This window comes from Sphingomonas panacis, from assembly GCF_001717955.1.
Classification (GTDB): Bacteria; Pseudomonadota; Alphaproteobacteria; order Sphingomonadales; family Sphingomonadaceae; genus Sphingomonas; species Sphingomonas panacis.
The window spans coordinates 1,263,600-1,278,926 of record NZ_CP014168.1 but is presented as its reverse complement, the minus strand read 5'-3'; the positions used below and the strand labels follow the sequence as shown (position 1 = coordinate 1,278,926).

The following is a 15,327-nucleotide window of genomic DNA, read 5'->3' as shown; positions in this document are numbered from 1 at the left end:
GCGGCGGGGAGCGCCAGCTTGCCTTAAAGGGCCGCATCCGCCATCTGCGCCGCCATGCTGCCCTTTTCCCGCGTCACCATCATCGGCATCGGCCTGATCGGCTCCTCGATCGCGCGCGCGGTTCGCGCCACGATGCCGAGCGTGCGGCTGACCGGCTATGACGCCGACGCGGGCGTGCGCGAGACCGCCGACCGGCTCGACCTGTTCGACGACCTCACCGATACGCCGGGCGCGAGCGTGATCGACGCCGATCTCGTCATCCTGTGCGTCCCCGTTGGCGCGATGGGCGCGGCCGGCGCCGCGATCGCCGACGATCTGCCCGCCGATGCGATCGTCAGCGATGTCGGCTCGTGCAAGGCCGAAGTGGTGCGCGCGCTCGCCGAGGCGCTGCCGGGGGCGACCGTGATCCCCGCGCACCCGGTCGCCGGCACCGAGAACAGCGGCCCTGAAGCGGGCTTCGCGACATTGTTCAAACATCGCTGGTGCATCGTCACCCCGCCCGAGGGCGCCGCCCCCTTCGCGGTCGAGCGCGTGTGCGAATTCTGGCGGCGGCTCGGCTCCGACGTGGAGACGATGGCGCCCGACCATCATGACCGGGTGCTGGCGATCACCAGCCACCTGCCGCACCTGATCGCCTATACGATCGTCGGCACCGCATCGGACATGGAGGAAGTCACCCAGTCCGAGGTGATCAAATATTCCGCCGGCGGCTTCCGCGATTTCACCCGGATCGCCGCGTCCGATCCGACGATGTGGCGCGACGTGTTCCTGTCGAACCGCGAGGCGGTGCTCGACATGCTCCAGCGCTTCTCCGAGGATCTGAGCGCGCTGCAACGCGCGATCCGCTGGGGCAAGGGCGACGAGCTGTTCGACCTGTTCACCCGCACCCGCGCGGTCCGCCGCAGCATCATCGACCAGGGCCAGGACGATCCAGCACCGGATTTCGGGCGAACGCGGGAGTAGGCGGACACCCCAAAGATCGTCACCCCAGCGCAAGCTGGGGTCTCCTCGGGGCGAGCCTCACACATCCAACTGGGAGACCCCAGCTTGCGCTGGGGTGACGGACGTGACGCCGGCCGCTACTTCCCCGCGCGGAAATCCCCGCCCAGCGCCCGGAACGTATCGCCCGCCGCCTGCAACTGCCGCGTCCGCACCTGGAGCAGCGCACGCTCGGCGTCGAGCGCGGCGGTCTGCGCGGTGACGACCTCAAGATAATCCGCCGCGCCATCACGATAGCGGATCAGCGCGAGGTCACGCGTGCGTTCCGCGGCCTTGGCGGCGGCGGCCTGATCCACTTCGCCCGCGACGAGCAGCCGCTGCGTGGCAAGATCGTCCTCAACCTCGCGGAACGCGTCGAGCACGGTCTGGCGATAGGTCGCCGCCGCCTCGTCGAACTGCGCACGCGCCTGCCGCACCTGCGCCGCGCGCCGGCCGCCGTCGAACACGGTCAGCGCCGCCTGGAGCGGCCCGAGCGCCCAGAAGCTGCTCGCCGCGCCGAGCCAGTCGCCGCCGACCGATTCGAACCCGCCCTGGCCCCCAAGCGTCACATTGGGGAAGAACGCCGCGCGCGCCACGCCGATCTGCGCGTTCGCGGCGGCGACACGACGCTCGGCGGCGGCGATGTCGGGGCGGCGTTCGAGCAGGGTGGAGGGCAGGCCGGGCTGGATCGCGGGCGGGCGGGTCTGCGGATCGGCGACCGGAATCGAGAAAGTCGCGGGCGCCTCACCGACCAGCACGGCGATGGCATGTTCGTCCTTGGCGCGATCGATCTCGACCGAGGACAGTTCCGCCCGCGCGCTCGACACCTGCGCCTGCGCGCGGCTGACGTCGATGCCCGAGGCGATCCCGCCCGAATGGCGCGTGTTGGTGAGGTCGAACGCGCGCTGGAACGAGTCGACCGTCTGGCGCAACAGCAGGATGCGCGCGTCGAGCCCGCGCAGATCGAAATAGGTCGCGGCAAGCTGGCTCTGCAGCCCGAGCCGAATCCCTTCGACATCGAACGCGGCGGCATGCGCGTTGGCACGGCCGGCGGCGATGGTGTTGCGCACGCGCCCGAACAGATCGAGTTCATAAGCGAGCGAGCCGCCGACGATCTTGTCGGTCTGGGTCGAGGCAAGCCCACGCCCGATCGGCCGATTGGCCGAAAGCCGATTGCGATCGACGCTCGCATCGACGCCGATCTGGGGAAACAGATCGGCGCGCGCCTGCCGCACCAGCGATCGCGCCTGCTCATAGCGGGCCGAGGCGGCGGCGAGATCGAAATTGCCCGCGTCGATTTGCGCTTCGAGCGAATCGAGCGCGGGATCGCCGAATGTTTCCCACCATTTGCCCGCAGGTGGCGGGGTGGCGGCAGCAGCCTGCCACGGCGCGCTCTCCTTGAACGCCGCCGGTGCCGCCATCGCCGGGCGCTGGTAATCCGGCGCGAGCGAGCAACCGCCGAGCAGCGCGACGCTCGCGGTCAGCAGCCAGCCGGCCTTACTTGCCACCGGCCGCATCCTGCCGCTTCGCGATCTGCACCCTGTCGCCGGACTGGAGCGAATCGGGTGGGCTGTCGATCACGCGATCGTTGGCGGACAGCCCGGCGCTGATCTGCACGCGGTCGCCGAGATCGTGCGCGATCGTCACCGTCTTGAGCAAGGCGCGGCCATCATTGCCGACGATCGCCACCTGAGTCCCGGCCTGACCGATGATCATCGCGCTCGCCGGCAGTTCGACCGCGCTGCCGCCGCCCGCGACCGGGAAGCTCGCCTGCGCATAAGCGCCGGGCTTGAGCGCGCGGTCGCCATTGGCGGCCTGCAACTCGACCAGCACCGTGCCCGAACTGGTATCGACCGCATCGGCCGAGCGCGTCATCTGCGCGGTGAACGTCCGGCCCGGATATTCGGGCAAGGTAAGCTTCACGTCCATGCCGGGATGGACCTGCGAAGAATAGGCTTGCGGCACCTTCACATAGATGCGGATTCGGCTGATGTCGGAGACGGTGAACAGCGGCGTCGAGGCGGCGCTCCCCGCCGTCACCAGGCTACCGACGTTGGTCGATCGCGTCGTGACCACACCCGAGAACGGCGCGATCAGCCGGGTGAAGCCTTGCGTGTAACGCAGCCGGTTGACGTTCGCGCTCGCCGCGTTGGAGAGCGCGGTCTTGGCGGCGAGATCGCCGACCTTCTCGTCGGTCTCCTGCTTCGATACCGCATCCTTGGCGAGCATCGTCTTCCAGCGCGTCGCGGTGCTGGCGGCGAGCTGCTGGTTGGCGCGCGCGGTCTGGTAATCGGCCTGCGCCGCCGCGAGCTGCTGATCGACCTCGGGCGCGTCGAGCACGGCGAGCACCTGCCCCTGCCGCACGCTGTCACCGATATCGACATACCATTTGCGGATATAGCCGCTGGTGCGCGCATAGATCGGCGCGGATTGCAGCGCGGCGAGCTGCCCCGGCAGCACCAACGCGCCGGTGCCCTTGCTCGCGGCGGCGTGGATCACGGTGACGGTCGGCACGGCCTGCGTGCTCGTCCAGGTCGCGAGCTGCGTCTCCGAATGCGAGCGCGCCGCGATGCCGGCGCCGACGATCGCCACCGCGGCGACCACGCCGATGATGCCGATCCGTTTCAAGTTGCGGCCATCGCCCTCAGGCATTTGCAAGCTCCAGATGGCCCGGCGTCGCGCCGGGTGCGGTTTTTGGGTGGCGGCGATGCACCAGGCTGAAGATCACCGGCACGAACATCAACGTCGCGAAGGTCGCGACGGTCAGCCCGCCGATCACCGCACGTCCGAGCGGCGCGTTCTGCTCGCCGCCCTCGCCGAAGCCCATCGCCATCGGCAACATGCCGATGATCATCGCGAGCGCGGTCATCAGCACCGGGCGGAAGCGCACCTGCCCGGCCTCCAGCGCGGCGGCGGTGGCGTCGCCGAGCACCTCGAGCCGCTCGCGCGCGAAGCTGACCACCAGGATCGCGTTCGCGGTGGCGACGCCCATGCACATGATCGCGCCGGTCAGCGCCGGCACCGACAGAGTCGTGCCGGTGATGAACAGCATCCAGATGATCCCGGCGAGCGCGCCCGGCAGCGCTGTGATGATGACGAACGGATCGAGCCAGCTCTGGAAGTTGACCACGATCAGCAGATAGATCAGCACGATCGCCGCGAGCAGGCCGAAGCCAAGCCCGGAGAAGGCGGTCCGCATCGTCGCATATTGCCCGCGCAGCGTCACCGTCACGCCCTTGGGCGTCTGGCCTTTCAGGCTGGCGATGACCGTATTGATGTCGCCCGCTACCGCGCCGAGATCGCGGCCGTTGGTGGTGGCGTAGACGTCGGTCACCGGCGCGATGTTGTAGTGCGAGACGACCGCGGCCGCATTGGCGCGGGTGATATTGCCGATCCCGCCGATGATCTGCGCCGAGCCGCCGTTGGTGGCGGTGACGGGCACGTTGGCGAGGTCGCTCAGCGAGCCGATCCGATATTCGGGCGTCTGCGCCACGACCGGGTAGGACACCCCGCTCTTGGGATCGAGGAAGAACACCGGCGCGGTCTGCGAGGTGCCGGCGAGCGCGCTGCCGAGGCTGTTGGTCACGTCGCGTTCGTTGAGGCCGTACTGGCCGGCGCGGGCACGATCGATATCGACGTTGAGCTGCGGATAACGCGCCGATTGCTGGATACGCGCATCGGCCACGCCGGGGATCGTGCCGATCCGCCGCAGGATCGCCTTGGCGAGCTTCTGGTTGTCGGCGTCGTTCTTGCCGGCGATCTGGATGTCGATCGGGGCGGGCGCGCCGAAGTTGAGGATCTGGCTGGTGATGTCGGCGGGCAGGAACGAGAAGGTCGTGCCGGTGAACGCCTTGGGCAGTTCCTCGCGCAGCTTGCGCACGTACTCGGCGGTCGGCTTGTGGCCCTCGCTGAGCTGGATCAGGATGTCGCCGTCCTGCGGGCCGATCGTGCCCGAATTGTTGTAGGTCGTGTTGATCGAGCTGACCGGCAGCCCGATGTTGTCGACGATCGAGACCAACTCGTGCGCCGGGATGATCTCGCGGATCTTGCGCTGGATTCGATCGAACTCGGCCGAGGTATCCTCGATCCGCGAGCCGACCGGCGCGCGGACGTGAAGCGCCATCTGCCCGGCATCGACCGACGGGAAGAAATTCTCGCCGAGGAACGGCGTGAGCAGGAACGACAGGCACACGCAGACGAGGAAGCCGATCACGAACACCTTCCGCGCGCCCAAGGCACGCTCAAGCAGCCCGATATAACCGTTGCGCACCTTCTCGAATTGGCGCTCGAACCCGCGCTGGAACCGCACCAGCGGGTTGCGCGACGTCGGGCTGCCGGCCTCGTGAAGCGATTCGTCGTCATGCCCGGCATGGGGTTTGAGCAGGTACATCGCCATCGTCGGCACCAGCGTGCGCGACAGGATGAACGACGCGATCATCGCGAACACCACCGCCAGCGCGAGCGGCACGAACAGGAAGCCCGATACGCCCGGCAGGAAGAACATCGGCACGAACACGATGCAGATGCACAGCAGCGAGACGAACGCCGGCGTCACGATCTGCGCCGCGCCGTCGAGGATCGACTGGATCACCGACTTGCCCTGTTCGAGATGCCAGTTGATGTTCTCGATCGTCACCGTCGCATCGTCGACGAGAATGCCGACCGCGAGGCTGAGACCACCCAGCGTCATCGTGTTGAGCGTATTGCCCGTCACCGACAAAGCGATGATCGCGGCGAGGATCGACAGCGGAATCGAGATCGCGATGATCACGGTCGAACGCCAGCTCCCCAGGAACAGCAGGATCATCACCGAGGTGAGCGCGGCGGCGATCGCGCCTTCCTTGACGACGCCTTCCACCGCCGCCTTCACGAACAGCGACTGGTCGGCGAGCGGCACCACTTTCAGCTCGGGCGGCAGCGTCGCCTGGATTTTGGGCAGCGCGTCCTTGATGCCCTGCACGATCGCCAGCGTCGAGGTCGCGCCATTCTTGAGGATGGTGATGAGCACCGAGCGCGAGCCGTCGACATGGACGACGTTGGTCTGCGGCGCCGAGCCGTCGCGGACATGCGCCACGTCGCGCATGGTGATCGTCGCGCCGTTGACCACCTTGATCGGCAGCGCGTTCAGTTCCTCGATCGTGCTCGGCGCGTTGTTGAGCTGGACGCTGTACTGGAAGCCGCCGATCTTGGCGAAGCCGGCCGGGTTGATCTGGTTCTGCGCGGCGATCGCGTTGCCGACGTCCTGCCCGGACAGCCCCTTGGATTGCAGCGCGGCGGGATCGAGATCGATCTGGATCTGCCGCGTCCGCCCGCCCGAGGGGTAAGGCACGGCGGCGCCCGGCACCGTCACCAGACCGGGACGGACCTGGTTCTGCGCGAGATCGAACATCCGCCCTTCGCTGAGGCCCTTGCCCGATAGCGCAAGCTGGAGGATCGGCACGGTCGAGGCGTTGTAGTTGAGGATCAGCGGCGGCGTCACGCCCGGCGGCAATTGCTTGAGCACGGTCTGCGATACGCTCGTCACCTGCGCCGTCGCGGTGCGGATGTCGGCGCCGGGCTGGAAATAGATCTTCACCACGCCGATGCCTGGCAGCGACTGGCTCTCGATATGGTCGATATCGTTGACGGTGGTGGTCAGCACGCGCTCGAACGGGGTGATGATCCGCCCGCTCATCTGGTCGGGCGGCAGGCCGCTATATTGCCACGCGGTCGCGATCACCGGCACGCGGATGTCGGGGAAGATATCGACCGGCGTGCGGATCGCGGCCAGCACGCCGATGATCGCGATCAGGATCGCCATCACGATGAAGGTCAGCGGCCGCGTCAGCGCCATTCGGACGATACCGATCATCGCAGGTTCCCGATGCTGGACTGGTGCGGCGGAGCGACCCGAGCGCGTGTCATGTTGGAGTGTCGACGCCCAAAATTGTGCGATGCAGCGAACTGCGCTTCGCAAACATCGCTGTCCAATATTGTTTGCGGCATGATTGATATGGTAGCCCTATCAATCATGGAGCTGCGTCATCTCCGCTATTTCGTTCAGGTCGCCGAGGATCTCCACTTCGCGCGCGCCGCCGCGCATCTCGGCATCTCGCAGCCGCCGCTCAGCCAGCAGATCCGCGCACTCGAGGACGAGTTGCAGGTTCGCCTGCTCGAACGCACCAGCCGGCGCGTCGCGCTCACACCGGCGGGGCGGCTGTTCCTCGATGCCGCGCGCGCGACGCTCCGCGAGGCCGACAACGCCATCTCGGTCGCGCGCCGGGCCGCGCGCGGCGAACTCGGCGAGCTCGCGATCGGCTTCAGCGCCTCGGCGCCGTTCGTGCCCGAGATCGCCCACGCCATCGCCGATTTCCGCAATCACTACCCGCAGATATCGCTGGTGTTGCGCGAGATCGCCGGGTCGGACCATCTCGAACAGATCGCCGATCATCTGCTCGACATCGGGTTTCGGCGCGGGCGCGCGATCCCCGATCTGCCCGATACGCTGATCGCCGAACCGTTCCTCAGCGAACGGCTCTACGTCGCCTGCCCGCCCGGCCACCGGCTCGCGCAGCAAACCAGCGTGCGGATCGCCGACCTCGCCGACGAGCCGATGGTATTCTATGCCAACGAACGCAGCACCTTCACCAGCCACCTGCTCGATCTGCTCCGCGAAGGCGGCGTCGAACCGCACATCGCCCAAATCGTCACCGACGTGACCAGCCTGTTCGGGCTGGCGGCGGCGGGGATCGGCGTGATGGTGATGGTCGAATCGCTGTGCACCCTCCAGTCGCCGATGCTCACCTACCGCCCGATCACCGACGATAGCGCGACGATCATGCTCTGGCTGGTCCGCCACCGCGACCCGACGCTACCGTGCCGCAACTTCCTTGCGCTGCTCGATTCGCCGACGAGGCACGGATAGCCGCCGCGGGTTCGCCCCGCGCGCGACCTTCTCCTCTCCCTGGAAGGGCAGGGGAATCGCATTTGGCGATGAGAGGGCTATCCAAGTTTGATAGATTGGATTCTGTAGTCTCTCCTGGGTTGCCGGGGAGATTGGTATGCGCGGGTTCCGTGAGGTGTTCGATGTCGTGCCGGACCCACGACGTTCGAACAGCAGCCATGCTTTGCCGGATATCTTGCTGATCGCGTTCGCCGCGCTGCTGTGTGGGGCCGAGACCTGCGTCGATATCGCCGAGTTCGGCGAGGCGAAGCGGGACTGTCTTGGCCAGTTCCTGAAGCTGGATCATGGAACGCCGAGCCACGACACGTTCAGCCGGGTCTTTCGCACGCTCGATCCGCCGTCGTTCGAGCAGGCGTTTCAGCGCTTCGTCAGTGCTTTTGCCGCAACGCTGGAGCGCCAGGGGATCGCCGGGCCAATCATTGCCATCGACGGCAAGTCGTTGCGGGGGGCCGTCGATAGCGCGCGCCGCACCATGCCTTTGCATCTGGTGAGCGCCTGGGCGGCCGATCATCGGCTGGTGCTGAGCCAGTGCCGCGCGCATAATCGCAGCGAAGTCACCGCGGCCCGCGAGATCATCGCCCTGCTCGACCTGACCGGCTGTACGGTTACCGCCGATGCGCTGCATGCCAGCCGCCGGACGGTCTCGGCGATACGGGCGCGCGGTGGCGACTATGCTCTGATCATCAAAGGCAATCGCGGACCGCTGCCCGCCGCGATCCGGGATCTGCTCGCCGATCCCGACGCCGCACAGGCTGCCAGCACCAGCGAGACCGCGCATGGCAGATACGAAGAGCGGCGGGCATGGGTCGTCCCCGCGCCCGCCGACTGGGCCGATCGATATGGCTTCGAGGGTCTGGGCGCCATCGTGCGGATCGACAGTCTGCGCCGCGTCAAAGGCGAGGAGCAAACCGACACCCGCTATGCCATCCTCTCCCGCTTCCTGCCGCCGCGCGAGGCGCTTCGGGTGATCAGGGCACACTGGACGATCGAGAATCAGCAGCACTGGCTGCTCGATGTCGCCTTCGGCGAAGATCGCATCCACACCCGATCCGATCACTGCGCCGAAAACCTCGCCCTCCTGCGAAGGCTCGCCCTCAACCTTCTCCAGCACGATCCAAGAAAGCTTTCCATCCGCGCCAAAATCAAACGCGCCGGATGGGATGACCACTACCTCGCAACCCTCCTCTGCCAAATGCGATAGCCCTGCTTCCAGGGAGGGGAGTTAGGTTCCGCTTCTATTCGAACCGCAGGCGCCTCACCGCATCGACATCGAATACGGCCGCGCCGCCGTGCCACTGCCCCACGCCCGGTTCGGCGCAGCCGTCATCGTGAAGCGCAACTCCCCGCCGCCACGAACCTCCGCATCGGTCACAAAACTGCGCGTGAGCGGCACCCCGTTCAGCGTCACCGCGCCGACATAGGGCTTCGCATCGGACAGACCCTCCGCGACCACCGTGAACCGCTTGCCATTGGGCAGGTTCATCACCGCGCGCGACACGAATGGCCGCCCGATGACATATTGGTTCGATCCCGGCGCGACGGGGTAGAAGCCGAGCGCGGTGAACACCAGCCACGCCGACATCTGGCCGAGATCGTCATTGCCGGCGAGACCGTCCGGCGTCGGCTTGTACTGGCTGTCGACGATCTGCTTCAATCGCGCCTGAGTCCGCCACGGCGCGCCCGCGTAAGCGTAAAGATAGGCGACGTGGTGGCTCGGCTCGTTGCCGTGGATATACTGGCCGATCAGCCCGGCGATATCCTCGGCATGGCTGTAATCGACCTTCGACATGTCGAAATCGAACATCGCGTCTAGCTTGGCGACCGTCTTCGCGTCGCCACCCAGCAGCGCGATCAGCCCGGCCTCGTCCTGCGGCACGAACCAGCTATATTGCCACGCATTGCCCTCGGTATAATCCGAACCGTAATTGATCGCGGTCGGATCGAACGGGGTGCGGAAAGCGCCGGTCGAGAGCCGCGCGCGCAGCCACCCGGTCTTCGCGTCGAAGCTGTTGCGCCAATTGCTCGCGCGCTTCTCGAACCGGTCGGCGATCGCGGTCTTGCCCATCGCCCGCGCCATCCGCGCGATGGTCCAGTCGTCGAACGCATATTCGACCGTCTTGGACGCCGCCTCCGGCTCCTTGTCGATCGGCACATAGCCGTGATCGATATAGTCGCCCAAACCCCCGTAGGAACGGTGATCGGCACTCGCGACCATCGCCGCCAACGCCGCATCGGCATCGAACCCGCGCAAGCCCTTCAGATAGGCGTCGGCGATCACCGGCACGGCATGATAGCCGATCATGCACCACGTCTCGCGGCCGGCGAACTGCCACACCGGCAGGATACCGTCGGGGCTGGCCTGCTGGCTCGCCACCAGCGACTGCACGACATCGGCATTGGTCTGCTCGGGCTGAACCAGGGTCAGCAGCGGATGTTCGGCGCGGAACGTATCCCACAAGGAGAAGGTCGAGCGGAAGGTGAAGCCCTTGGCCTGATGGACCTGATCGTCCGGCCCGCGATAGCGCCCGTCGGCATCGCTCCACACGCTCGGCGCGAGCAGTGCGTGGTACAGCGCGGTGTAGACGCTGGTGCGGATCGGCGCCGGTGCATCGATCGCCACCGCGCCGAGCGCTGTCTCCCAGGCGGCGGTGGTGCGCGCCCGCACCGCATCGAAACCGCCGGCTTCGCTGGCGAGATTGGCGACGGCGGCGTTCTCGTCCACCCCGGACAGCGCGACCTTCACCTCGAGCGGCGCGCTCAGCACGCCGAAATCGAGCCGCGCCTCAAGCGCCCGCCCGAGCTTCTCGGCCAGCGCATCGCTGCCGCGCCCCGGCCCCTGAAAGCCCTTGTAGAGAACCTTCTCCTCGCGATCGAGGAAGGCGTGATCGGCGAGCGGTGCGGAGAAGCGCATCGCGAAATACAGCTTCCGGCCCGGCGCCCAGCCGCGGGTTTCGCGAAAGCCGGTCAGCACGCCGTCTGGCCGCAGGTGCAGCCCCGACCACAACACCTTGCCGGGATAGTTGTAGAGCGACGAGCGCAGGTCGATCAGCAGGTGCGCCACCTGCCCCGCCGGGAAGGTGTAGCGATGTACGCCGATCCGCGTGCCGGCGGTCAGCTCGGCGCGCACCTTGCTGTCGGCGAGCGTCACCGCATAATAGCCGGGATGCGCGGTCTCGGTCTTGTGGTCGAAGCGCGAGCGATAGCCGGTGCCAGGCTGCTTGGGATCGCCCGGATCGAGCGCCACGTCGGTGCCGACCGCCGGCATCACCAGCACATCGCCGAGATCGCTATGCCCAGCGCCCGAGAAATGCGTGTGGCTGAACCCCTGTATGGTCGGGTCTTCGTAGCGATAGCCCGCCGCATGGCTGTAGCAGGCGCGGATCTCGCAGCGCGTGTCGGTATCGGGCGACAATTGCACCATCCCGAACGGCGCGGTCGCGCCGGGGAAGGTATGTCCCTCGCCGCCGGTGCCGATCATCGGATCAACCGCGTCGATCGGCGCCGGGGTTTGCGCGGCGAGTGACGCGGGGAGGAGGGCGGCGAGCAGGAGGGGATAGCGCATCGGGGGAGTAGAGCAGCGATGCCGCCGCCCCACAATCTCCGTTCGTGCTGAGCTTGTCGAAGCACGTGCCCCAAGCGCTCCCGCCCGGAACACGTGCTTCGACTTTGCTCAGCACGAACGGAATTTAGGCTGGCGGATCAAATCGCCGCCAGCGCCTGCTCGAAATCGGCGATCAGATCGCCCGCATCCTCCACGCCGATCGAGATCCGCACCAGATTGTCGGTGATCCCCAGCGCCGCCTTGCGCGCATCGGGCACCGACAGATGCGTCATCCCCGCCGGATGGCTCGCCAGCGTCTCGGTGCCGCCAAGGCTGACCGCCAGCTTGGCGATCTTGAGCGCGTCAAGGAACGCGAAGCTCTCCACCTCGCCGCCCTGCAGGAACAGCGAGAAGGTGCTGCCCGCGCCGATGCAATGCCGGCGGTAGATATCGGCCTGCCGCGCATCGTCCTGCTTCTCCAGGAAACCGAGATAGCCGACCCGCTCGACCTTGGGATGCCCGTCGAGGAACGCGCAAACCTTGGCGGCATTTTCGCCCGCGCGGCTCATCCGCAGTTCGAGCGTTTCGAGGCTGCGCAGCAGCATCCACGCGGTATGCGGGTCGCAAATCGTGCCGATCGTATTGCGCATCGATCGGATCGTGTTGATGTGTGCCTTCGTCCCCAGCACGCCGCCCGCGACCAGATCGCTGTGGCCGCCGGCATATTTGGTCAGGCTGTAGACGACGAGATCGGCGCCGTGCCGCAGCGGCTGCTGCCATAATGGCCCGAGGAAGGTGTTGTCGATCGCGATCGGCGGCTTCTCCTCGGCATCGCCGAAGATCGCGTCGCGGCTCGCCGCCACCGCCTCGATATCGACCAGCGCGTTGGTCGGGTTGGCGGGGCTTTCGAGATAGATCAAAGCGACGCGGCCCTGCCCCTTGGCCTGCTCCATCACCGCGTCGATCTCGGCGCGAGTCGCCCCTGCCGGAAAATCGAGCCACTTCACCCCGAACTTGCCGAGGATTCGCGCGATCAGCGTCTCGGTCGCGGCGTAGAGCGGGCCGGAATGGACGATCGTGTCGCCCGGCTGGACCATCGCGAGGAACAGGGTGGCGATCGCCGACATGCCGCTGGAAAAAGCGAGCGCATCCTCGGCCTCTTCCCACACGCCGAGCCGGTCTTCGAGGATCTCCTGATTCGGCCCGTTGAAGCGCGAATAGACGAGGCCGTCGGCGCCGCCCGGCCGCTTCCCGGTGACGCCCTCGAAATGGCGCTTGCCGGCGGCGGCGTTGGGGAAGACGAAGGTCGAGGTGAGAAAGATCGGCGGCTTGAGCGATCCCTCCGACAGCATCGGATCATAGCCGTGCCCCATCATCCGGGTCGCGGGCGAAAGCTTGCGCGTGCCGATCGCTTCGAGCGCTGGCTTGGCGCGGCGTTGCGGCACGCCGCCGGTGAGATCGGCTTCGGTTTCGTCGGTCATGGTCTTCTCCTGCGCACCCGGCTCAAGCGGGCCTTGTTGCAGATGTAACGATCTCGAACGAAAAAGGCAGCAACCGATCCGTCGCCTCGGCCGGGGCGACGGGTCAGCTCAACCCGATGATCGAAACCTGCCGCCCGTAACCGGGTTCGCCGCGATGCGTCGCGCGGCGGAAGCTGAAGAAGCGGTCTTCTTGCCCATAGGTGTCGAGTCCGAGCATCTCGATCCGCCCCACCCCGTCCTCGGCGAGCCGGTGCGCGACATAGGCTTCGAGGTCGAACTGGTGGTGCCCCGCGCGTCCGCCCGAGAAGAATCGCTCGTTGGCCGGATCGGCGGCGTCGAACGTGCGCGCGAACGCATCGTCGACCTCATAGCTGGCGCGCGCGATGCACGGCCCGATCGCGGCGACGATCCGGTCGCGCCGTGCGCCCAGCGACTCCATCGCGAGGATCGCCGAGGTGGTGACGCCGCCGAGCGCGCCCTTCCACCCGGCATGCGCCGCACCGACCACGCCGGCCTGCACATCCGCAAGCAGCACCGGTGCGCAATCGGCGGTGAGGATGCCGAGCGCGAGACCGGGCCGATCGGTGACGAGCGCGTCGGCGCGCGGGCGACCGTCCTGCTCGAACGGCGCGAGCACCGTCACCGCATCGGCCGAATGGACCTGAAAGAGCGTGACCAACGTCGCGCCCGGCAGCACCGCCTCGGTCGCGAGCCGGCGGTTCTCGGCGATCGCGGCGGGATCGTCGTCGGAGCCGATGCCCACGTTCAGCCCCGCGTGAATGCCTTGCGACACGCCGCCGCGCCGCCCGAGAAAGCCGTGCGCGACACCGTCGAGCGCGCGGGCGCAAGTCACGTCCACTGTCATATCACCAACCGCATCAGTCGATCATCATCGATCGTCTCGCCGACCTGAAACGCATAGGCGCCGATCTCCTCGAAGCCATAGCGCTGGTAGAACCGCCGCGCACGGTGGTTGTCGACATAGACGCTGAGGATGATCTCGCGCGCGCCATGCTCGCGCGCGTGGCGGATCGCCCAGTCCATCATCTCCTGCGCGACGCCGTGCCCCTGCCAGGGGCCGAGCACGTAGAATTGATAGAGTTCGATCGCGTCGGGCCGCCATTCGCCGGGGAACGTCACCGGACCCATCTTGGCGAAGCCGATGATCTCGCCCTGATCGATTGCCAGCCGCACGGTGAAATCGGGATCGGAAAGCTGCGCGGCGAGGCCGTTCGCGCCGAACGCATCGTCGAGGAAGGTGGCGAGGTCGGACGCGCTGTAGAGCGTCCCGAACGTCTCGACGAACGACCGCCGCGCCATCGCCGACAGCGGCAGCGCATCGGCCGCGCGGGCATCGCGGTAGGTGATCACGCCGCGAACCCCGCCGGTGCCGGCCATGCGGGCGCGGTGACGGCGAGCACCTTGAACAACGTCCCCATGTCTTCGGTCAGCCGGTCGCGATCGGCGGCGATGCCGTCGGCGCGCCCGGGCGCGGCTTTGGCGAGCGCGGCGGCGCGCGAGCCGATGCCGAGCGCCCGCAGGAACGCGCCCTGCCCGACCACCGGCGACGGCCGCGCGCCTTCCTTCACCGCGGCGGCGGCGAGCGTGGCGAAATCGACGTGGGCGGTCAGATCATTCTCTCCCGGACGTTCGAACGGATTGGCGTAGGCATGGCCGCGCACCGCCTGCAAGGTGTCGCCGATCGCGGGGCCTTCATAGCCATAGTCGATCGTCAGCATCGCCCCGCCCTGGCTGCCGATCCGCCGCGCGAGCGCACGGAAGATCGCGACGCTGGCGGGCGAGGTCTCGATGATCGACCCCGGCGCGGCATCGCGCAACGCCTCGGGGATGATCTCGGCCGGCACCGGCTTGCCCGCGACCGGCACGAACAACGTATCCTGACAGGCGACGAACCGCTCCGCCCAGCCGTCCCGCGCACGCACGAGCTGGCGGATCGGCAGCGCATCGAAGAATTCGTTGGCGACGACGATCAGCGGCACGTCCTCGGGCAGCGTCGTCACGTCGTCATGCCAGGTCGCGGCGGGCACGCGCCTGGCCTGCTCAGCGCGCAGCACCGGGCTGGTCTCGACGAAATGCACCGGCGGCGCGAACCCGGCCTTGGCGGCGGCGCGCAGCGCATCGGCGCTGAGCGTGCCGCGTCCGGGGCCGCATTCGCCCCACGCCACCTGCGGACGCCCGGCACGATCCCACAGATCGGCCGCCCACAGCCCGATCAGCTCGCCGAACATCTGGCTGATCTCGGGCGCGGTGGTGAAATCGCCGCCTGCCCCCAGCGGATCGCGAGTCGCATAATAATGCGCGTTGGCGGCGGCCATGAACTGCGCGATCGGGATCGGCCCGGCGAGCGTGATCGCGCGCGCGAG

At 67.6% G+C, this 15,327-nt stretch carries 11 protein-coding genes; 3 read left to right on the top strand and 8 right to left on the bottom strand.

The annotated features are described in order from the left end of the window. Positions 1-54 precede the first annotated feature (54 nt). Entirely contained in the window at positions 55-963 is a 909-nt protein-coding gene (locus J0A91_RS05660; RefSeq protein ID WP_069204091.1) for a prephenate/arogenate dehydrogenase family protein, read from the top strand. 116 nt (positions 964-1,079) lie between these two features. Here J0A91_RS05660 and J0A91_RS05655 read toward each other — a convergent pair whose 3' ends face one another. The 3 genes from J0A91_RS05655 to J0A91_RS05645 are packed head-to-tail and all read right to left on the bottom strand — an operon-like array spanning position 1,080 to position 6,829. Beyond that, positions 1,080-2,495 carry an efflux transporter outer membrane subunit gene (locus J0A91_RS05655; protein ID WP_069204090.1) on the bottom strand — a complete coding sequence of 472 codons (1,416 nt, stop codon included), beginning with the start codon at positions 2,493-2,495 and terminating at the stop codon, positions 1,080-1,082. Next, positions 2,476-3,630 carry an efflux RND transporter periplasmic adaptor subunit gene (locus tag J0A91_RS05650; protein ID WP_069204089.1) on the bottom strand — a complete coding sequence of 385 codons (1,155 nt, stop codon included), beginning with the start codon at positions 3,628-3,630 and terminating at the stop codon, positions 2,476-2,478. The genes J0A91_RS05655 and J0A91_RS05650 overlap by 20 nt, the downstream gene beginning before the upstream one ends. Continuing rightward, complete coding sequence (locus J0A91_RS05645) at positions 3,623-6,829, bottom strand: efflux RND transporter permease subunit (RefSeq protein WP_069204088.1); 3,207 nt, start codon at positions 6,827-6,829, stop codon at positions 3,623-3,625. The genes J0A91_RS05650 and J0A91_RS05645 overlap by 8 nt, the downstream gene beginning before the upstream one ends. A 159-nt stretch (positions 6,830-6,988) precedes the next feature. On the opposite strand from J0A91_RS05645, the gene J0A91_RS05640 reads away from it, so the two are divergent. After that, positions 6,989-7,882, top strand: a complete 894-nt coding sequence (locus tag J0A91_RS05640; RefSeq protein ID WP_069204087.1) for a LysR family transcriptional regulator — start codon at positions 6,989-6,991, stop codon at positions 7,880-7,882. Positions 7,883-8,018: 136 nt separating this feature from the next. Continuing rightward, positions 8,019-9,122 carry an ISAs1 family transposase gene (locus tag J0A91_RS05635; RefSeq protein ID WP_069204086.1) on the top strand — a complete coding sequence of 368 codons (1,104 nt, stop codon included), beginning with the start codon at positions 8,019-8,021 and terminating at the stop codon, positions 9,120-9,122. Positions 9,123-9,176: 54 nt separating this feature from the next. Here the strand turns inward: J0A91_RS05635 and J0A91_RS05630 are convergent, their stop codons facing one another. From J0A91_RS05630 to J0A91_RS05610, 5 genes are all read right to left on the bottom strand, one after another. After that, positions 9,177-11,483 (bottom strand): GH92 family glycosyl hydrolase, encoded by a 2,307-nt coding sequence (locus J0A91_RS05630; RefSeq protein ID WP_069204085.1) that lies wholly within the window; start codon positions 11,481-11,483, stop codon positions 9,177-9,179. A 137-nt stretch (positions 11,484-11,620) separates the two neighbouring features. Then, positions 11,621-12,943 carry a cystathionine gamma-synthase family protein gene (locus J0A91_RS05625; protein ID WP_069204084.1) on the bottom strand — a complete coding sequence of 441 codons (1,323 nt, stop codon included), beginning with the start codon at positions 12,941-12,943 and terminating at the stop codon, positions 11,621-11,623. 103 nt (positions 12,944-13,046) lie between these two features. Further along, complete coding sequence (gene pgeF / locus J0A91_RS05620; RefSeq protein WP_069204083.1) at positions 13,047-13,808, bottom strand: peptidoglycan editing factor PgeF; 762 nt, start codon at positions 13,806-13,808, stop codon at positions 13,047-13,049. Next, on the bottom strand, positions 13,805-14,314 hold the full coding sequence (locus tag J0A91_RS05615; protein ID WP_069207073.1) for a GNAT family N-acetyltransferase: 510 nt from the start codon (positions 14,312-14,314) through the stop codon (positions 13,805-13,807). The genes pgeF and J0A91_RS05615 overlap by 4 nt, the downstream gene beginning before the upstream one ends. After that, positions 14,311-15,279, bottom strand: a complete 969-nt coding sequence (locus J0A91_RS05610) for a class I SAM-dependent methyltransferase (protein ID WP_083224521.1) — start codon at positions 15,277-15,279, stop codon at positions 14,311-14,313. The genes J0A91_RS05615 and J0A91_RS05610 overlap by 4 nt, the downstream gene beginning before the upstream one ends. Between the last annotated feature and the right edge of the window lie 48 nt (positions 15,280-15,327).